The 18,198-nt window shown below is 59.9% G+C and carries 19 protein-coding genes; 12 read left to right on the top strand and 7 right to left on the bottom strand.

What is annotated here, in order from left to right:
• Positions 1-66 precede the first annotated feature (66 nt).
• The 3 genes from PMI35_RS35005 to PMI35_RS08305 form a co-directional block, all read right to left on the bottom strand.
• Positions 67-204: a hypothetical protein gene (locus PMI35_RS35005; protein ID WP_008063173.1), complete on the bottom strand. Its 138-nt coding sequence runs from the start codon at positions 202-204 to the stop codon at positions 67-69.
• Positions 205-486: 282 nt separating this feature from the next.
• On the bottom strand, positions 487-1,965 hold the full coding sequence (gene gabD / locus PMI35_RS08300; RefSeq protein ID WP_008063172.1) for an NADP-dependent succinate-semialdehyde dehydrogenase: 1,479 nt from the start codon (positions 1,963-1,965) through the stop codon (positions 487-489).
• Between the two features lie 11 nt (positions 1,966-1,976).
• Positions 1,977-3,101 (bottom strand): zinc-dependent alcohol dehydrogenase family protein, encoded by a 1,125-nt coding sequence (locus tag PMI35_RS08305; RefSeq protein ID WP_008063171.1) that lies wholly within the window; start codon positions 3,099-3,101, stop codon positions 1,977-1,979.
• A gap of 274 nt (positions 3,102-3,375) precedes the next feature.
• Between PMI35_RS08305 and PMI35_RS08310 the strand changes: the two genes are divergently transcribed.
• The 5 genes from PMI35_RS08310 to PMI35_RS08330 are packed head-to-tail and all read left to right on the top strand — an operon-like array spanning position 3,376 to position 6,978.
• A complete protein-coding gene (locus PMI35_RS08310; protein WP_008024140.1) occupies positions 3,376-3,816 on the top strand; it encodes a cupin domain-containing protein in 441 nt (146 codons plus the stop codon).
• On the top strand, positions 3,813-4,874 hold the full coding sequence (locus PMI35_RS08315) for an L-dopachrome tautomerase-related protein (protein ID WP_008063164.1): 1,062 nt from the start codon (positions 3,813-3,815) through the stop codon (positions 4,872-4,874). Before PMI35_RS08310 ends, PMI35_RS08315 begins: the two co-directional genes overlap by 4 nt.
• Positions 4,871-5,236, top strand: coding sequence for a hypothetical protein (locus PMI35_RS08320; RefSeq protein ID WP_008063163.1), 366 nt, complete (start codon positions 4,871-4,873; stop codon positions 5,234-5,236). Before PMI35_RS08315 ends, PMI35_RS08320 begins: the two co-directional genes overlap by 4 nt.
• Before the next feature lie 3 nt (positions 5,237-5,239).
• Complete coding sequence (locus tag PMI35_RS08325) at positions 5,240-6,532, top strand: Nramp family divalent metal transporter (protein WP_008063162.1); 1,293 nt, start codon at positions 5,240-5,242, stop codon at positions 6,530-6,532.
• 26 nt (positions 6,533-6,558) lie between these two features.
• On the top strand, positions 6,559-6,978 hold the full coding sequence (locus tag PMI35_RS08330; protein WP_008063161.1) for an SRPBCC family protein: 420 nt from the start codon (positions 6,559-6,561) through the stop codon (positions 6,976-6,978).
• 14 nt (positions 6,979-6,992) lie between these two features.
• Here the strand turns inward: PMI35_RS08330 and PMI35_RS08335 are convergent, their stop codons facing one another.
• Entirely contained in the window at positions 6,993-7,895 is a 903-nt protein-coding gene (locus PMI35_RS08335; protein WP_008063160.1) for a LysR family transcriptional regulator, read from the bottom strand.
• 248 nt (positions 7,896-8,143) lie between these two features.
• On the opposite strand from PMI35_RS08335, the gene PMI35_RS08340 reads away from it, so the two are divergent.
• Positions 8,144-9,244 carry an alkene reductase gene (locus tag PMI35_RS08340; RefSeq protein ID WP_008063159.1) on the top strand — a complete coding sequence of 367 codons (1,101 nt, stop codon included), beginning with the start codon at positions 8,144-8,146 and terminating at the stop codon, positions 9,242-9,244.
• Here PMI35_RS08340 and PMI35_RS08345 read toward each other — a convergent pair.
• Complete coding sequence (locus tag PMI35_RS08345) at positions 9,229-10,173, bottom strand: LysR family transcriptional regulator (RefSeq protein ID WP_008063158.1); 945 nt, start codon at positions 10,171-10,173, stop codon at positions 9,229-9,231. The two genes, PMI35_RS08340 and PMI35_RS08345, sit on opposite strands and share 16 nt — an antisense overlap.
• A gap of 125 nt (positions 10,174-10,298) precedes the next feature.
• Here PMI35_RS08345 and PMI35_RS08350 point away from each other — a divergent pair, with 125 nt between their 5' ends.
• Both PMI35_RS08350 and PMI35_RS08355 read left to right on the top strand, forming a co-directional pair.
• A complete protein-coding gene (locus PMI35_RS08350; RefSeq protein ID WP_008063156.1) occupies positions 10,299-11,159 on the top strand; it encodes a type 1 glutamine amidotransferase domain-containing protein in 861 nt (286 codons plus the stop codon).
• Positions 11,160-11,427: 268 nt separating this feature from the next.
• A complete protein-coding gene (locus PMI35_RS08355; protein ID WP_008063151.1) occupies positions 11,428-12,360 on the top strand; it encodes a TIGR03571 family LLM class oxidoreductase in 933 nt (310 codons plus the stop codon).
• A 68-nt stretch (positions 12,361-12,428) separates the two neighbouring features.
• Here the strand turns inward: PMI35_RS08355 and PMI35_RS08360 are convergent, their stop codons facing one another.
• Positions 12,429-12,677, bottom strand: coding sequence for a hypothetical protein (locus tag PMI35_RS08360; protein ID WP_008063149.1), 249 nt, complete (start codon positions 12,675-12,677; stop codon positions 12,429-12,431).
• A gap of 16 nt (positions 12,678-12,693) precedes the next feature.
• The gene (locus tag PMI35_RS08365) at positions 12,694-13,476 is read right to left on the bottom strand and encodes an FCD domain-containing protein (protein ID WP_032831889.1); all 783 of its coding nucleotides are present in this window, start codon (positions 13,474-13,476) and stop codon (positions 12,694-12,696) included.
• A gap of 162 nt (positions 13,477-13,638) precedes the next feature.
• Between PMI35_RS08365 and PMI35_RS08370 the strand changes: the two genes are divergently transcribed.
• From PMI35_RS08370 to otnC, 4 genes are read left to right on the top strand one after another with little or no spacing between them, the layout of a single operon-like run.
• Entirely contained in the window at positions 13,639-14,949 is a 1,311-nt protein-coding gene (locus PMI35_RS08370) for an MFS transporter (protein WP_008063146.1), read from the top strand.
• A 15-nt stretch (positions 14,950-14,964) separates the two neighbouring features.
• Entirely contained in the window at positions 14,965-15,939 is a 975-nt protein-coding gene (gene denD / locus PMI35_RS08375) for a D-erythronate dehydrogenase (RefSeq protein WP_008063138.1), read from the top strand.
• 20 nt (positions 15,940-15,959) lie between these two features.
• Positions 15,960-17,252, top strand: coding sequence for a 3-oxo-tetronate kinase (gene otnK, locus PMI35_RS08380; RefSeq protein WP_008063136.1), 1,293 nt, complete (start codon positions 15,960-15,962; stop codon positions 17,250-17,252).
• Positions 17,249-17,887, top strand: coding sequence for a 3-oxo-tetronate 4-phosphate decarboxylase (otnC, locus tag PMI35_RS08385; protein WP_008063134.1), 639 nt, complete (start codon positions 17,249-17,251; stop codon positions 17,885-17,887). Before otnK ends, otnC begins: the two co-directional genes overlap by 4 nt.
• Positions 17,888-18,198 lie beyond the last annotated feature (311 nt).

The following is an 18,198-nucleotide window of genomic DNA, read 5'->3' as shown; positions in this document are numbered from 1 at the left end:
ATGGCCAATGAAATATCGGAATTAAAACTTCAGCGTGTAAAAGCTAAATTTCGATGAGCGCTTGATTTAACTTTTAACGGTGTGTTCGCTGTGCGTCTTATTACGCTCAACAAAGGCGCCAGACTCTTCAGCTTGAACCGACAGGGACGCAGATAGCGCGGTCAGGGTAGCGAGCAGCGCAACGGTTTTTTTCAGGTAAGTCATTTCGGGTGTTCTCGGTAGTGTTTGAATGGAAAGGATTTTCCGTGAGCACCCGGTGAAGATAAACCGTCGAAATGCGAAAAGAATATTGACCAAAAGACAAGAGCCAGCGCTCTGGAATGAGCCATCCGGGCATTCAATCGCCCGCATGCAAATAATCTGTGAAGCGTATTCACTGATCAATTATTAATTCGTGGAAGTTCAGGGAATAGATTATTGAAAGGGAGGTTGGAATATTTGAATTCATAACGAAGGAGATGACCTTACGGCCATCTCCTTGAACATTCAGCGATCAATGCCGCCCAGGCAGAGGTATTTGATTTCAAGATAGTCTTCGATGCCGTACCTGGAACCTTCGCGACCCAGCCCCGACGATTTCACCCCGCCGAATGGCGCGACTTCGGTCGAGATCAGTCCTTCGTTGATTCCGACGATGCCGCACTCCAGCGCTTCGGCGACACGCATGATCCGACCGATATCGCGGCTATAGAAATACGATGCCAGGCCAAACTCGGTGTCGTTGGCCATCTCGATGGCTTGTGCCTCGGAGGTGAAGCGGAACATCGGCGCCACCGGGCCGAACGTCTCCTCGCGAAACACTTTCGCTTCCCTTGGCACATTCAGCAGGATGGTCGGCCGGTAGAAACTGCCGCCCAACGGATGACGTTCTCCACCGGTCAGCACCGAGGCACCGCGCTCGACCGCATCGGCAACATGCTCCTCGGCCTTGCGCACCGCGTTGTCGTCGATCAGCGGGCCGATCGTCACGCCGTCCTCAAACCCGCTACCGACCTTCAACGCTTCGACTGCGGTTTTCAGTTTGGCCGCGAAAGCGTCGTAGATGCCGTCCTGCACCAGCAGACGATTGGCGCACACGCAGGTCTGCCCGGCGTTGCGGTACTTGGAGGCCAGTGCTCCCTGCACCGCGGCATCCAGATCGGCATCGTCAAACACGATAAAGGGCGCGTTGCCGCCCAACTCCATGCTGGTCTTTTTAATCGTGGGCGCGCATTGGGCCAGCAACGTGGCACCGACCTCGGTGCTGCCGGTGAAGGACAATTTGCGCACGTCGGGGTTGGAGGTCAGCTCACCACCGATTTCACTCCCCGGCCCGGTAATCACGTTGCACACACCTGGCGGCAGACCCGCACGCTCGGCCAACACGGCAATGGCAAGCGCTGAGAACGGCGTCTGGCTTGCCGGCCGCAACACCCCGGTGCAACCGGCGGCCCAACCCGGCCCGGCCTTGCGGGTGATCATCGCCGCCGGGAAGTTCCACGGGGTGATCGCGGCAAACACACCGATGGGTTCTTTCTGAACGATGATCCGACTGCTTGGCGAATGGGAGGCGATGGTGTCGCCGTAGACCCGCTTGCCCTCCTCCGCGAACCATTCAATGAACGACGCGGCATAGGTGATCTCGCCGCGACTCTCGGTCAATGGCTTGCCTTGTTCAGCAGTCATGATTCGCGCGAGGTCTTCGCGATGGGAGATCATCAACTCGAACAAAAGACGCAGTTTTGTTGCGCGCTCTTTCGCGGTGAGCGCCCGCCACGCCGGTTGCGCGCGTTTGGCGGCGGCAATGGCCCGGGCGGTGTCGCTTGCGCCCAGTGACGGCACCCGACCCAGCACTTTACCGTTGGCCGGATTGGTCACGACGATGCTGCGCCCCTCACCGACCTCCAGCCACTGGCCGTCGATGTAGTTCGCTTCCCGAAACAGCGTCGGGTCATCAAGGGTTGAAAGGAAGTTTGTATCGGCCATGCTGTCGCTCCTCAAAATTCAATGACCTGACGCACCGCGCTGCCATCGTGCAAGCGGTCGAAACCTTCGTTGATGTCGTCCAGCTTGAGCCTGCCACTCAACAGCCGATCCACCGGCAGGCGACCATCACGATAGAGCTCGATGAACCGCGGAATATCGCGCAGCGGCACACAGGTGCCGATATAGCTGCCTTTGAGCGTGCGCTCCTCGCCCACCAACTGAACGACATTGACCGGCAGCGCCGAACCGGGTGGCGGCAGGCCGGCGGTCACGGTCATGCCACCGCGCCTGGTCATTTTCATCGCGTTTTCCAGAGCCCGGATGGATCCGGCCATTTCGAACACGTAGTCGGCGCCGCCACCGGTCAGCGCCAGCACCTGTTCGACGGCGTCCGGGGCACCACCGTTGACCACGGCGGTGGCGCCAACGTCCCTGGCCAGGGCGAGTTTTTCCGCTGACAGGTCAACAGCAATGATTTTGCTGGCCCCCGCGGCCCGTGCACCCAACACCGAAGCGAGCCCGACGCCGCCCAGGCCGATTACCACGGCGCTCGAGCCTACGCGCAATTGCGCGGTGTTGACCACCGCACCGACACCGGTCAACACCGCGCAGCCAAACAACGCCGCTTCGACAAAGGGCAATTGGCGGTCGATCTTGACCACGGAATTACGCGACATCACGGCGTACTCGGCGAACGCCGAAACGCCAAGATGATGATGGACATGCCCGGCAGGCGAGCTCAAGCGCACCGAGCCGTTGATCAGCGTCCCGGCAGCGTTGGCTTTCGCCCCAGGCTCACAGAGCGCAGGGCGACCCTCGGCACAGGGCAGGCAATGACCGCAACTGGGCATGAACACCATGACCACATGATCCCCCGGTTCGAGATCGCTGACCCCCTCGCCCAGGGCTTCGACCACTCCTGCAGCTTCATGACCGAGCGCCATGGGCAATGGCCTGGGCCGGTCGCCATTGATCACCGACAAATCGGAATGGCACAGGCCGGCGGCGCGAATTCGCACCAGCACTTCGCCCGGTCCCGGCGGCGCCAGTTCGATGGTTTCGATCGAAATCGGTTTGCTCTGGGCATAGGGTGGGGCCGCATTCATGTGTCTTAGAACAGCAGCTCTGACTTGCATCTTTTGTCTCCGACGCAGCTGGACTCGATAGTGAGTACTCATCACTATGCCGCAGGCCGTTCGCGTCAGAAATGCATCGCCGGGCGTAGCTGTTTGGAATTGAATTCGCAGAAGCACGCCATCGCGGTGGGCACACGAGCGAATCGAATTGTTATTTGAATTCTCAAATCTTGTGCACGGCCACTGCGTTCTCTGCTGTTTTTCCAGTGCTTATCCTGAAGCCTCAAACAACATCACAGCGTCCCTCGAAAGACGCCTGAATGAGGGTTTCAAGATGACCGAAGCAAGCACCCGGAAAAAACTGGTCGAGGCCGCACCCCATGCCTCGTTCAACCTCGACGAGATCGTCAAGACGTTCCCCGAAACAGCCGAAACGCTGCTGGTCGACACGCGCCTGACCGATGAAGACGAAGCCAGTGCCCGCGTATTCCGGGTTTATCATCCGACCCCCGCGCACTACCACGCCACCTGCGACGAATACCTGATTGTGCTGTCAGGGCGCGCAACCTTTTTCATGGGCGATCGCGAAGAGTTCGAGGTTGGTCCAGGCGAAATGCTGTTCTTCAAGAAGTTCACCATTCACGGCATGCCGAAGATCCTCGAACACCCGCTGTTCATGGTGTCGGTCGATACCCCGCGACGTGATCCAAGCGACATCATTTTTGTCGATCCGTCCAGCGGCACCGCAGAATCGTTCGTGCAGGCCAAGCCATGAACAGCCAGCCATTGGAGATTTTCGCGACATTCCCGGTCGAGCGTCCGGGCAACCCCACGGTAATGCCTGACGGGCGAGTACTGGTGTCGGTATCTGCCATCATCGCGCCAGACATCTCGGTGCGGACAGTGGCGCAGGACGGTGAGCACCCGGCTTACCCCAATGAGACCTGGGCCGGCAAACCTGGCGACGATGGGCGTGGCATGTCCGCAGTGATCGGTATCCGCACCGACCCCGAAGGGATCGTCTGGATACTCGACATGGGCAAGCCGCAGCAACAGCAGCCGCGGCTGATCGCCTGGAATGACCGCGAAAAACGTTTACACCGACTGATCGTGTTGCCGCAGAACGTCCTGCGCCCCAGTTCCTTCACCCAGGATTTCGTCATCGATTGGCGGCGCCAGCGCATCTACATCGCCGACATGACGATGAATGCCAGTGGCGTCAGCGACTATCCAGCCATTGTCGTGGTCGATCTGCTAACCGGCCTTTCGTGGCGCTCGCTGGAGTGCTACCCAGGACTGATGCCGGGCGATGTGCCGCTGATCGTTGCGGGTAAACCGCTGGCGTTGCGTACGCCCGAAGGTGAAGTCATTGCGTATCGCTACGGCCTCAATCCGATTGCAATCGATCCTTTAGGCCGCTGGGTGTATTTCGGTTCGATGTCGGCGCGCCAGGTCTATCGGATCAGCACCGAAAGCCTCGCTCAACCCTGCGGCATGACAGCGTTGAGTGAGGCCGTGGAGTACTGGTGCGAAAAGCCGCATTGCGACGGCTTCGATGTCGATGCCGAAGGCAACGTCTACGTGACCGACATCGCCAATAACGCTATCGGGCTAGCGTCGCCGGCCGGCTATCGCATCCTGGCCCAGGATGATCGGTTGCTCGGTTGGCCGGATGGTGTCGAACTCGATGCACAAGGCAAATGGCTGTACATCACGGCCAACCAGTTGCACCGTCACCCCTTGCTCAATGCGGGTGAGGACGACAGTCAGCCACCATTTCATGTGTTGCGCCTGCGGGTGGATGCGCCGATGGGCTTGAGCCAGACACCATGAGTCATAGCCGTGTTGCGTTCACTGCTCTTGCAACGTTGTTGACGATCAGCGCCATCGCCCTGGCGCTGACCGACAGCCCCCCCGCTGTCGGGATCTGGCTCTATGCCGTGGTGGCCATCGCCGTCATGACGTTCTCGCAAGCCATGCCAGACGCCTGGCCCGGCTGCCTGTTCGAAGTGTCGAAACCCTCACGGAGCTCGCTGGCCCGGCGCCTGCTGAGCCAAATGGCGGCGCTGGTGTGCCTGCTGTCAGCCCAAGCCATGAGTGGAAACGTATCCGCGATCCTTTCGGTGGCCGGCATTCTGCTGTTCATTCATACCCTGGTGCTGGCGCGCCTGCCCCGGCGCCACAGGAGACTTTGATCGATGACAGCCCGGATTTCGCTTTCGGAGCACCCCGCAGTGCCGGCCAACCAACGCTCGCCTGTGCCCGGGCGCCTCTCACTATTGATGGGCCCCGGGCTGTTGATCGCCGTGGGTTACATGGATCCCGGCAATTGGGCCACCGGGATCGCCGCCGGTGCTCAATTCGGATACAGCTTGCTGTTCATGGTGGTGTTGTCGAGCCTGGCGGCCATGCTCTTGCAAACACTCGCCCTGCGCCTGGGCGTGGTCACAGGTCAGGACCTTGCCCAGACCTGCCGCCTTCGCTATGGCCGACAAGCCACATTTGCGCACTGGGCGATGGCGGAGATAGCCATCATCGCTACCGACATCGCCGAAGTACTGGGAGCGGCATTGGCGTTCAAACTGCTGTTCAACCTGCCGCTGAGCATCGGCATCGTGCTGACTGCTGTCAGTACCCTGTTCATCCTGGGCGTGAAGGGCGCCGCCAATGGCCGAGTGCAGAAGATCGTCCTGGCACTGGTAGCGATCATTGTCCTGTGCTTTGCCATTGAACTGGCGCTGATCACACTCGATACAAATGCTGTGCTCCAGGGGTTCAGTCCTTCATTGGACACACTGGCTGAACCTGGGGCGCTATTCATTGCGGTGGGCATCATCGGCGCCACCGTCATGCCGCACAACCTGTACCTGCATTCATCCCTGTCCCGATCCCCCAGCCGCCCTGATGACGGTGTGCAGGTCAGGCAATCTCTGCGCCGCGGTTCGAACGATACGATCCGCGCGCTTTCGCTTGCCGCCGCCGTACAGGTCGCCATTCTTCTAGTGGCCGCAGCCGTATTCCATGACAGTGGCCACACCGAGATTGGCGGCATCGAGCAGGCCCACCAACTGCTGGCGCCGCTGACGGGGGTCGCCCTGTCCGCCGTGCTGTTTGCCCTGGCCCTGCTTGCGTCCGGACAAAGCGCGACGCTGACAGGCACTCTCGCCGGTCAAGTGGTGCTCGAAGGTTTCCTGCAGCTGAAGGTTGCATTGTGGAAGCAACGCGTCGTCACCCGTCTGCTGGCCATTGTGCCGGCGCTGGGCGCAATCCTCTGGCTGGGGGATCGCGCAGTGGGTGACCTGCTGGTGCTTTCACAGGTGGTGCTGTCGATACAACTGCCGTTTGCGGTCTATCCGCTGATTCGTTTTACCCGCGATAAAACGCTGATGGGCGACTTCGCTACTTCACACCCGGTCGCTGTCATGGCCTGGGTGATTTTCCTGCTGATCAGTGCCGCCAATTTATGGCTGGTCGCGTCAGTCATCCTATGAACACCCCTCCCAAAACAGGTAAAAACATGAGTGAAGTCCACGTCTGGATTGCCATCGAACGTCCCCTCGAACAGGTTTGGTCGCTACTCGGCGGCTTTGACTGGTTGCCTCGCTGGCTCGATGTCATCGCCAGCAGCACCCTGAGTGACGGAGGACGCCTGCGTCATCTGGAAACCACCCAGGGTGCGACCATTGTCGAGCGCTTGCTCACGTTTGACGAAGATGAAAAACACTATAGCTATGCCTTGCTGGAAGGCCCGTCGCCGGTCATTGACTATGTCGGCAGAATGTCGGCGCAGTCCGATGGCAAAGGCCGAACGCTGGCGTCCTGGTCGAGCACGTTTCTGGTTCAGGGGGCCGATGAAGAGACAGTCATCGAGCACTTCCAGGCCCTCTATCGCTCAGGCCTGGAGAACCTCAAGGCAATCATTGAAGCCAGCGACTGAGGATGGCAGCGGGCTCACCCGCGATCCATGAAAGCCTGCAGGCGCGGCACCATGAAGTCGAGGAACGTCCGGATACGCTGGGGCACATGTTGCCCCCCCTGATACAGCGCATGGACTTCCTCGCAATCATGCCCGCTTTGCGCGAGGACCTCGACCAGGCGCCCTGCAGCAAGATCTTCATCGATGTGAAAGTCCGCCAGCCTGGCGATCCCGACGCCGGCAATGGCCATGCGCCGAACCGTCTCGCCATTGTTCGCTTGCAGGTTGCCCTGGACGATCCGATCAACGATACGACCACTCTGGTGCATGGGCCAGACCGGACTGGAACGACGGAAATTGAAGCTCAGGCAATTATGTTCGCACAGGTCTTCCAGGGTTTCGGGAACCCCGTACTTTTCCAGGTAAACCGGCGAAGCAACGATCTTGCGCCGGGCAACCCCGATCCTCCTCGCACGCAGCGTCGAGTCATTCAATACGCCTACGCGGAAGGCAATGTCCGTTCTATCCAGGTACATGTCGACGATGTCATCGCACAAGGAAAGGTTGATCTGAATATTGGGATGAGCCTCCCAGAAAGCCGGCAAATTGGGTTCGATCGCCAGGGTACCAAACGCTACCGAGGCATTGATGCGCACTGTTCCACGTGCTTTCTGTGCGCCTTGGGCCAATACCCGTTCGACGTCATCAAGTTCAGCCAGCAGTGCATGACTGCGCTCATAGTAAATGCGCCCTTCATCGGTCAATGACAGCTTGCGTGTCGAGCGCTCCAGCAGGCGAACGCCTAGACGAAGCTCCAGGCGCACAATCAGTTTGCTGACGGTTGAAGGCGTCATCAGCATTTGGCGTGCGGCTTGCGAAAAGCTGCCGGCATCAACAACGCGCACGAATACCGACATCTCACCCGCTCTGTTATCCACGTCTTTCTCCTCTGAATGACTAGTGAAAAAATATCACAAGCACCTTGTCAAAAATGGCATAAATAAGGGGGCAACATTCATTTGTCTTTTGAATAAAATTCACATTGATCGCCCCATATCCTCGATGTGGCTGCCGCTTCCCTGCACAGTTGTGAAACGACCTCACAAAACATGTTCATCGTTGCCAGGTTATCAGCGAGCAAACCGACGCTTACGCTCTTGAGCACCATCAGTGAGGACATGACCCCATGAGCACTTTATTTGACCCCTGCCAGACCGGCGCGCTGACGCTGCGTAACCGCATCGCAATGGCACCGATGACCCGGGCTCGCAACCCCGATGGCATCGCCAACGAACTGACCGCGCTGTACTACAGCCAACGCGCCAGTGCCGGACTGATCATTACCGAGGGCACTCCGATTTCGCGCTCGGCTGAAGGGTTTCTGGCCATCCCTGGTATCTACACCTCGCCCCAGATCGATGGCTGGCGCAAAGTGACCCAGGCTGTCCACAATGCCGGCGGCGTTATCTTTACGCAGCTATGGCATGTCGGGCGTATTTCCCACGTCAGCATTCAGCCCGGCGGTGCTGCACCGGTCAGCTCGACCTCCCGGATTGCTCGCAACTCCCAGGCCTGGGGTATGACCGATCGTGGTGAACCCGGCCCGGTCGATGTTTCTGAACCCCGCGCCCTCGGCACAGAGGAAGTCAAGGAGGTCATTCGTGACTTTGCACAGGCCGCTGCCAATGCGATTGATGCCGGCTTCGATGGCATTGAATTGCATGGAGCGAATGGCTACCTGATCGAACAGTTCCTCAATCCGTTGGTCAATGACCGCACGGACGATTACCGCAGCGACACCCTCGAAAACCGCACTCGTTTCTTGCTGGAAGTGGTCGATAGCGTCATTGATCGTATTGGTGCGCAACGCACGGCAATACGCCTGTCACCGTTCGGCGGACTGTTCGACATGGGGCTTTACGAGGACGTCGAGGAAACCTACTTGTATATCGCCGATCAGCTGTCCCGGCGTGGACTGGCCTACGTTCATTTCATGGATCAACTGTCGCGGGGCAGTTCGCCGATTCCAGACGATTTTCTGCAGAGATTCCGCAGCCACTACCCTGGTACATTGGTTCTCGCCGGAGGCATGACCAAAGAGCGTGCGGAAAAATTCCTGCGCGACGAGTTGATCGACATCGCAGCCTTCGGTGAACCGTTCATCGCCAACCCCGACTTGGTCGAGCGCCTGTACAACGACTGGCCGCTGTTAAAACCAGACCGCGCATTGAGCTATGGTGGCGGATCCAAGGGTTATACCGATTACCCGCCCTACTCGATTGCATGACGCTTAATGAGTGATGTATCGGCCTGATTCGCTACCTCGCGAATCAGGAAGTCGATCAGCGCCCTGGACGCAGCCGATAACTGGCGATGAGGCGGGAATATCAACGAGAACGGTCGGGACCGCCCACCCGACTGTTCGAGCAGCGGCACCAGGCGCCCGCTTTGAATCCGCTCCCGTACAATAAACTCGTAGGTCTGGCAGATTCCCATGCCGTGCTCGGCCAATGACACCGTGCCCAGCACGTCGTCGGACACTTGAATACTCGCCTCGGGTATCCACTCCCGATCAATCCCCTGCTCGCAAAAGAGCCAAGGCCCGATCCGGCCGCTGCTGGGCATCACAAATGGCAGACAGGCATGTGCTGACAGTTCGTCAACGCTGCGAGGCATACCTGCGCGCTGCAGGTAATCCGGCGCGGCGACCACACACAAACCCGCCTCTTCAAGTTTGCGTCCAACCAGACCGCTGTCGGGTAATTGCCCCAGGCGAATGGCCAGGTCGTACCCTTCGGCCACCAGATCCACATTTCGATTGCTGATGCTCAACTCGATGCGCACCTGTGGGTACTGCCGGTTGAAGCGGCAGAGCAACGCCGGCAGCCTGTAGTGTCCGTAAGTCGTCGGCACGCTGAGTCGGACCCGACCGGTCAACGTGCCTTCCTGCCCAAGGATCGCCCGCTCTGCATCATCGATCAACGAAAATGCCGTGCGGGACTGTTCCAGGTAAAGCAGACCCGCGTCGGTCAGGCTCAGGCGTCGAGTCGTGCGCCGTAATAGCTGAACGCCCAGGCGTGTTTCCAGGCGTGAGATCGCCCGGCTGACCACCGAAGGGGTGGTCGCCAGAACAACCGCCCCAGCACTCAGGGAGCCCTTCTCCACTACGGTGACGAAGACTTCTACGTCTGCAAGATAGTCGAATCGACGGCTCACCTTTACCTCCAAAGAACAAGTGCTTTTCTTCTGAGCAAGTTTATCGCCCAGGGAGGCATGAATATAGTTGTATCAACGATCAGTCGACTGCTGATCGAACACAACCTCCACTGTTCGGAAATCCCATGCGCCCCATTACCCGACTCGCCCTGGCAATGACCATTTGCACTACGGCCTTCAACGCTCAGGCCGGCAACGTATTGGTCGTTCTGTCAGATTCAGACCACCTCGACCTCAAGGACAAGAAAGTCTTTGCGACTGGTTTTTACCTGAACGAATTGATGCAACCTGTGAAACTGCTGCTTGATGCCGGGCATTCGGTGACCTTTGCAACGCCGACGGGCAACGCGCCAACGCTGGACAAGTCCTCCAGCGACAAGATGTATTTCAACAATGACGTGACGGCACTGGAGGAGCACAAGGCGTTGCTTGAACGCCTCAAGATCACCTCTGCGGGTGAGTCTCCTGTCATCAGCCTGTCGCGCGTCGAACAGATTGGCTACGAGCATTTCGATGCTATCTATGTACCCGGTGGCCACGCACCGATGCAGGATCTGCTGCGCAGCTCCGCGTTGGGCAAACTGCTGAACAACTTCCATGCAAACAACAAGACAACCGCCCTCGTCTGCCATGGTCCGATTGCCCTGCTGTCTACCCTGTCCGACCCGACGACCTTCACTCACAAGCTCGAATCCGGCACCGAAACCGCCACGCCGGACTGGACCTACGCCGGATACAAGTTCACCGTCATCAGCAACCAGGAAGAGGAACTGGCCAAGGGACTACTGAACGGGGGGGCCATGAAGTTCTATCCGCAAACCGCCCTTGAAAAAGCCGGAGGCGTATACAGCAGCAACACTGCTGCGTGGGCTCCTCATATCGTCATCGACCGCGAATTGGTGACCGGGCAAAATCCGGCTTCAGCGCTGGACGTGGGCAAGGTCATAGTCGAGCGACTCAAGTCCCCGAACCAGGCAAAAGGCTGATCGATTCAAGCTATCGTTTTTGCATTGAAAATACGCCGCTCAATGAGCGGCGTTTTTGTGAGTCTTGAGTAAAGAGCTTCGCAGTGAGCTCCTCCCTGAACCTGCTCCCTTGGCAATCACTACTGCCTCCACAAAGGAAGTCGTCCAATAGTGCATTCAGGTCAAAACTATTGTGCCTGTCGGTGCATTTTTCTCCCAACAGGGGGCGCCGATACTGTCGGCATTCACCCAAAGCGCTGCCCTGGATTGTGCAGGCACAGGAGACTTCATGAACTCACACTTTCAACGTTTGCTGGGATCCACCCACTTCTCCATCGGGCTGGAATTGCCACTGGACAATGATTGGTCGAAATCGGGCCAACACTTGCGCATGGCAGAGAAACGACCCTTTGGCGTTCCTGACCTGAAGCAACACGCCCAATTGGCCCGATTGGCGGACACCAGTGGATTTCGAGCACTGTGGGTGCGTGACGTGCCGATGTATGACCCGAACTTTGGAGATGCCGCCCAGGTTTTCGAGACCTTTTCCTACTTGGGCTATCTAGCCGGCGTCACTGAAAACATCATGCTGGGCACCGCCGCGGTGGTGTTGCCGCTTCGACAACCCTGGTTAACCCTCAAGGCGGCCAATAGCATCGACGAACTGAGTGAAGGTCGCCTGCTACTGGGCGTGGCCAGTGGCGATCGGCCGATGGAATACCCGCTGTTCGGAGTCGACTACAACCAACGGGGAGCACATTTTCGCAGTGCCGTGGAACTGCTGAAAAGCCAGGGCACTGGACGCCTGCCGGAAGGCGCTCAACTCTTGCCACAGCGTGAAGAGCGCGTTCCCTTGCTGGTTGCCGGACTTGGCCAACAATCACCCAATTGGATTGGAGAGCACATGGATGGCTGGCTCGCCTACCCTGGAACACCACAGGAACATCGTCGGCGCGTTGGTCTCTGGCGTGAAGTAGGTGCTGACAAACCCTATATCACCTTCCTGCATCTGGACCTTGAAGCCGATCCTTATGCGCCGATGAAACCGCTGCGCTTCGGTGGTCGTGGCGGGCGTATGGCGCTCATTGCAGAGCTGGAGGCACTGCGTGAAGCGGGTGTGCAGCATATTGGCCTGCATCTGCGTCACAGCGAACGCCCCCTTGTGGAGGTGGTTGAAGAAATTGCCGAATACGTTTTGCCCGGATTTCACAGCGCAGGCTGAAGCGACCCGTTGCTCTGCGCTTTGCTGTCGGGACAAGGCGTTCACCATAATCCGGGGGCAGAAATCACTCAGGCGCAATAATCGGATTTCTGCTCATCGATCAGTCGCAACGCAGCTTCCCAGGCCAACAGGTGAAGATTGTCTCGAATCTCGGCGGCCAACTGCCTGGCCGTGAGTTCGCAGACGTCTTTTGAGGGGAAACGCAGCGATTGCCCACCAGCCAATGCAGCCACCTGAGCCTGGCAGGCGCGCTCGAAGATATAGATCTGGTTGAAGGCTTCGGCAATGGAGCCGCCAACGGCCAACAACCGATGCATGACGCGCGCGGTGCTACTAGGTTCTCGCCCCCGGATTCTGCCAGAACGCCGGATCGGCACTCTTGAGCCGCTCGACCGCATTGTTGATGTGGTTAAGGGCGGCATGGCGCGCGCCTTCAGGGTCTCGTGCGGCGATGGCCTCGTACACGGCGGAGTGTTCGACATGCACCGTCCTGGCCAGGTCGTGGCGGCGTTCCTCGTTGGAGCGGGTGATGCGGATCGCTTCCTTGATGTACTGCGCGATGAACTCGTGCAGTGACGGGTACAGCGGATTGCCCGTTGCCCTGGAAATGGAGTGATGGAACGCCAGGTCTTCCTCGACGCCATCGCGCCCCGCCTGCTCGGCGGCATCGATGGCCTTGAGCGCCTGGTGGATGGCCTCCAGTTGCGCCGGCGAATGCCGCTGTGCCGCCAGTGCCGCCGCCTCCCCTTCGATGCCGCGGCGCAGTTCGGTAACCCGCAACACTGCCTCGATCGACCCGCTGACGTCCAGGTCGATGGTGAACGCCTTGATGTGCGCGCCTTCGCTGACGACGGTGCCGCTGCCTTGGCGAACTTCGACCAGCCCGGCTGATTTCAGGCGTGAGATCGCCTCGCGGATGACCGTCCTGCTCACCCCGAAACGCTCCGAGAGCACGGGCTCGGTGGGCAGACGAGCGCCCGGCAGCACTTCGCCATTGGCGATGTAGGCCTTCAGGGCCGCCGTCACCTGATCGGACAGCGTGCCCTTGGCGGAGTCCTTCAAAACGGCCAGCGCCTCGGCGGAACAGGGGGATTTGTCAGGAGTAGGCATAGGCATCTCTGGGCTCAAATCGGTGAACGGTACTGCATTTTAGACCCGTCGTCCCCTCTGGATTCTGCTCCTTGAATTCGTATGACGTATTATGATAAAAAACCGATCTTCATGTAAGTCCGATAAAAACAACGTCACCCACTACAAAAATAAGGATGGGGGAAACACATGACTGAATCAGTGATTCAAACCGGCACCACCGTGCCCGTCGATCGCTTCGAGGACCTTGCGTATCGCAAAGCCGCGTGGCGTACCCTGCCGTTGCTGCTGCTGTGTTACCTCGTCGCCTATCTGGATCGGGTGAACGTGGGTTTCGCCAAATTGCAGATGTCCGACGATCTGCAGTTTTCCGAGGCCGTCTACGGTCTTGGCGCAGGGATTTTCTTCATTGCCTACTTCCTCGTGGAAATTCCCAGCAACCTGATCCTGCATCGCGTCGGTGCGCGGTTGTGGATCGCGCGCATCATGATCACCTGGGGCATCATCTCCTCGGCCATGGCGCTGGTCAGCACGCCGATGTCCTTCTACATCATGCGTTTCCTGCTGGGGATCGCCGAGGCCGGGTTCTACCCGGGCGTCATCCTCTACCTGTCCTACTGGTTCCCGACCCATCGTCGCGGCAAGATGTACGCCCTGTTCGCCACGGCCGTGCCGCTCTCGGGACTGATCGGTGCGCCCCTGTCCGGCTGGATCATGAGCGCCTTCAACGGTGACCATGGGTTTGCCGGCTGGCAATGGCTGTTCTTTCTCGAAGGGCTGCCTTCGATCGCCGTCGGCATCCTGGTGATCTTCTGCCTCAGCGACCGCATCTCCAGTGCAGGCTGGCTCACCCGGGAAGAGAAAACCCTGCTGCAGACGCGCATCGACGCCGAGACCGCTGGCCATCAAACCCACAGCCTCAAAGAGGTGTTCCTGCAGCCGCGCATCTGGCTGCTGACGGCCATCTATTTCTGCATGATCGCCGGCTTCTACACCGTGGGCTTCTGGTTGCCGACGCTGATCCGCCAGGCTGGCGTCAGCGATGTCTTGCAGGTCGGCATGCTCACCGCCATCCCGTATGCCGCCGCCGCGATGACCATGATCCTGGTGTCGCGTAGCGCCGACCGATTGCGCGAGCGTCGCTGGCACCTGGCGCTGACCGCGGTGCTGGGCGGTATCGGGCTGTTCATCTCCGCTACCTGGAGCGACAACTTCACCATTTCGATGATCGGCCTGACCCTGGGCTCCATGGGCGCCATGAGCACCCTGCCGCTGTTCTGGAGCCTGCCAACGGCCTTCCTCGGCGGCACCGCCGCAGCCGCCGGCATTGCCCTGATCAACTCCTGGGGCAACCTGGCGGGCTTCGTCTCGCCGTACCTGATGGGTTTCCTCAAAGACACGACCCACAGTACCACGATCGGCATGTATGTGATGGCAAGCGCACTGTTCCTCGGCGCCCTGCTGGTCTTCAGAATTCCCGGAAAACTCGTCAACCGTTGACGTTTGGAGCAACTCATGAAAATTCTCGTGACCGGTGCAGCCGGCTTCCTTGGCCGCCGCCTGATCCAGGCCCTGCTGCTGCGTGGCTCGCTCACCGACCGTGCAGGCCAGTCCCAACCCATCGGGCAAATCATCGCCTTCGACATGGTCGCGCTGGAGGGCATCGATGATCCGCGGGTAACGGTGGTGTGTGGCGATATCGCCAACCCTGAAGTGCTCGACAGCCTGATCGACGCCAGCACCGACAGCATCTTCCATTTGGCTGCGGTGGTTTCCAGCCAGGCGGAGGCCGACTTCGAACTGGGCATGCGCATCAACTTCACCGCGACCCAGAACATGCTCGAACGCATTCGCCAGCTCGGCACCTGCCCGAAATGGGTGATGACCAGCTCCGTCGCGGTATTCGGCGGGCAACTGCCGGAACGCGTGCGCGATGATCAGGTGTGGGCACCGCAGAGTTCCTATGGCACGCAAAAGGCCATGAACGACCTGCTGCTCGCCGACTATAGCCGGCGCGGTTTTGTCGATGGTCGCAGCCTGCGCATGCCGACCATCGTGGTGCGCCCGGGCAAACCCAACCTGGCCGCTTCCAGCTTTGCCAGCGGGATCATCCGCGAACCGCTCAATGGCCAATCCAGCGTTTGCCCGGTGCCCCTCGATATGCGGCTCTGGCTGATGTCGCCAGCACAGGCGATCGCCAACCTGATCCATGGTCATGAGCTGGCCGGCGAGCAGATGACCGAGGGTCGGGTGATCAACATGCCAGGCCTGTCGATTACCGTCGAACAGATGATCGATGCCCTGCGCCAGGTCGCCGGTGAAAACGTGGCCGCGCGGATCAGCCTGGAGCGCAATCCGGCGATCGAGCGCATCGTCGGTTCGTGGCCAGGGTCCTTTTGCGCCACCTACTCGCGGGACCTGGGCTTCACCGCGGATGAGGATTTCCGCGCTGTGATCAAGCAGTACATGACTGAATATCTGCCCGGATGAACCCAAAGGAGGAGCTCGACATGTTGAATGCCCCTGCCCGCCCTCTGCTGGGCTGCATCGCTGACGATTTCACCGGTGCGACAGACCTTGCCAACATGCTGGTGCGCGGCGGTATGCGCACCGTGCAAAGCATCGGCATACCCGGTGCCGAGGTTGCCGAACAACTCGACGCCGACGCGATCGTCATCGCCCTGAAGTCCCGGACCGTGCCGGCCACCGACGCCGTGGAGGCCTCGCTCGAAGCGCTGCGCTGGTTGCGTGAGCGTGGCTGCGAACAGATTTTCTTCAAGTACTGCTCGACGTTCGACTCTACCGCTGCCGGCAACATCGGCCCGGTGAGCGAAGCGCTGCTGGACGCGCTGGGCAGTGATTTCACCCTGGCGTGCCCCGCCTTCCCGGAAAACGGGCGCACGGTCTTTCGCGGGCATTTGTTCGTCCAGGACCAACTGCTCAGCGAGTCGGGCATGCAGCATCACCCGCTGACACCGATGACCGACGCCAACCTGGTTCGGGTGCTGCAAGCGCAGAGCCAGGGCAAGGTCGGCCTGCTGCGACATGACACGGTGTCCAGGGGTGTAGAAAGCATTCGCGCCCGCATGACGCAGCTTCGCGCCGAGGGTGTGCGCATGGCGATCGCCGATGCCGTGTCCGATGCCGAACTGCACCTGTTGGGCGAAGCCTGCGCCGGTCTTGCCCTGCTGACGGGCGGTTCGGGGCTGGCGCTGGGCTTACCGGACAACTTCCGTCGGGCGGGTAAACTGCGCGACCTGGACGCCGCTCTAGTGCCTAAGGTCGACGGCGGCGAAGTGGTGCTCGCGGGCAGCGCTTCGCAAGCCACCAACGGGCAAGTGGCGAGCTGGCTGCAGGCAGGTCGTCCGGCCTTTCGGATTGACCCGTTGGCCTTGGCTGCGGGAGCGCCGGTTATCGAACAGGCACTGGCCTTCGCCGCTGACTCGGCAGAAACGGTGCTGATCTACGCCACCAGCTCCCCGGATGAGGTCAAGACCGTACAACGTGAGCTGGGTACCGAGCGCGCGGGCAATATGGTCGAGCAGGCCATGGGCCGGATAGCCAGCGGACTGCGCCAGGCCGGTGTGCGGCGCTTTGTGGTCGCCGGCGGGGAAACCTCCGGGGCCGTGGTGCAAGCGCTGGGTATCCAGCTCTTGCAGATCGGTGCGCAAATTGATCCGGGCGTGCCCGCTTGCGTCAGCACACCCGGTGAACCCCTGGCCCTGGCGCTCAAGTCCGGCAACTTCGGTGGCCCCGACTTTTTCGCCAAGGCGCTGAAACATCTGGCGGGAGATCAAGCATGAGCAACGAAAACGCCCTGCGCGAAGAAATCTGTGACGTCGGCGGCCAGTTGTACAGCCGTGGCTACACGGTAGGCAGTGCCGGCAACATCAGCGCCCGGCTCGACGATGGCTGGCTGATCACGCCCACGGACGCGTGCCTGGGCCGCCTGGATCCGGCCGCCCTCTCCAAGGTCAACCTGGCAGGGGAATGGGTCAGCGGCGACAAACCGTCGAAGACCCTGGCCTTGCACCGGGAGGTCTATGATCGCAACCCGGGTGTCGGCGGCGTGGTCCACACCCACTCCACACACCTGGTGGCGTTGACGCTGGCCGGGGTCTGGCAGCAGGATGACATCCTGCCGCCGCTGACGCCCTATCAGGTGATGAAGGTCGGGCACATCCCGTTGATCGCCTATGAGCGTCCGGGCTCGCCGAAGGTCGCCGAGCGGGTGGCGCAACTGGCCAACAGCGTGCGCGGGGTCATGCTCGAGCGCCTGGGTCCGGTGGTCTGGGAAAGCTCGGTGTCGAAGGCGAGCTATGCCCTGGAAGAGCTGGAAGAAACGGCACGCCTCTGGCTGATGAGCAACCCCAAGCCAACCCCGCTCGACCAGGCCGCACTGGATGAGCTGCGCGAAGTGTTTGGCGTGCGGTGGTAACCCCCGGGCCTTACGCTAAATGCATTTGTAGGAGCGAGCCTGCTCGCGATGGACGACAACGAAAACGCTGGAAGCCTGACACCCTGCGGCGCTCTCAGGTTTTTCGCGAGCAGGCTCGCTCCTACAAGCAATGCTGTTCACTTAAGCTTGACGTTATGTGTATGGATTGGATTGGATTGGATTGGGAGCTTATCCGTTTCTTCGGTGGTGGCGGCTGGCGGTTTCGCCCTTACGGCGAGTCCCTTTTTCAAACGCCAAAAAGGAACCAAAAGGCTTTGCCCCACCACTCGGTGCCTCGCTAGGGCTCGGCA

The organism is Pseudomonas sp. GM78, assembly GCF_000282475.1.
Taxonomy (GTDB): Bacteria; Pseudomonadota; Gammaproteobacteria; order Pseudomonadales; family Pseudomonadaceae; genus Aquipseudomonas.
This window is presented reverse-complemented; position numbering and strand designations above follow the sequence as displayed.

Coding starts and splice junctions, on each gene's coding strand:
- PMI35_RS08330 (WP_008063161.1), top strand. CDS start 6,559: ATGAGTGAAGTCCACGTCTGGATTGCCATCGAACGTCCCCTCGAACAG.
- PMI35_RS08350 (WP_008063156.1), top strand. CDS start 10,299: ATGCGCCCCATTACCCGACTCGCCCTGGCAATGACCATTTGCACTACG.
- denD (WP_008063138.1), top strand. CDS start 14,965: ATGAAAATTCTCGTGACCGGTGCAGCCGGCTTCCTTGGCCGCCGCCTG.
- PMI35_RS35005 (WP_008063173.1), bottom strand. CDS start 204: ATGACTTACCTGAAAAAAACCGTTGCGCTGCTCGCTACCCTGACCGCG.
- otnC (WP_008063134.1), top strand. CDS start 17,249: ATGAGCAACGAAAACGCCCTGCGCGAAGAAATCTGTGACGTCGGCGGC.
- PMI35_RS08355 (WP_008063151.1), top strand. CDS start 11,428: ATGAACTCACACTTTCAACGTTTGCTGGGATCCACCCACTTCTCCATC.
- PMI35_RS08305 (WP_008063171.1), bottom strand. CDS start 3,101: ATGCAAGTCAGAGCTGCTGTTCTAAGACACATGAATGCGGCCCCACCC.
- otnK (WP_008063136.1), top strand. CDS start 15,960: ATGTTGAATGCCCCTGCCCGCCCTCTGCTGGGCTGCATCGCTGACGAT.
- PMI35_RS08325 (WP_008063162.1), top strand. CDS start 5,240: ATGACAGCCCGGATTTCGCTTTCGGAGCACCCCGCAGTGCCGGCCAAC.
- PMI35_RS08340 (WP_008063159.1), top strand. CDS start 8,144: ATGAGCACTTTATTTGACCCCTGCCAGACCGGCGCGCTGACGCTGCGT.
- gabD (WP_008063172.1), bottom strand. CDS start 1,965: ATGGCCGATACAAACTTCCTTTCAACCCTTGATGACCCGACGCTGTTT.
- PMI35_RS08310 (WP_008024140.1), top strand. CDS start 3,376: ATGACCGAAGCAAGCACCCGGAAAAAACTGGTCGAGGCCGCACCCCAT.
- PMI35_RS08370 (WP_008063146.1), top strand. CDS start 13,639: ATGACTGAATCAGTGATTCAAACCGGCACCACCGTGCCCGTCGATCGC.
- PMI35_RS08315 (WP_008063164.1), top strand. CDS start 3,813: ATGAACAGCCAGCCATTGGAGATTTTCGCGACATTCCCGGTCGAGCGT.
- PMI35_RS08320 (WP_008063163.1), top strand. CDS start 4,871: ATGAGTCATAGCCGTGTTGCGTTCACTGCTCTTGCAACGTTGTTGACG.
- PMI35_RS08365 (WP_032831889.1), bottom strand. CDS start 13,476: ATGCCTATGCCTACTCCTGACAAATCCCCCTGTTCCGCCGAGGCGCTG.
- PMI35_RS08360 (WP_008063149.1), bottom strand. CDS start 12,677: ATGCATCGGTTGTTGGCCGTTGGCGGCTCCATTGCCGAAGCCTTCAAC.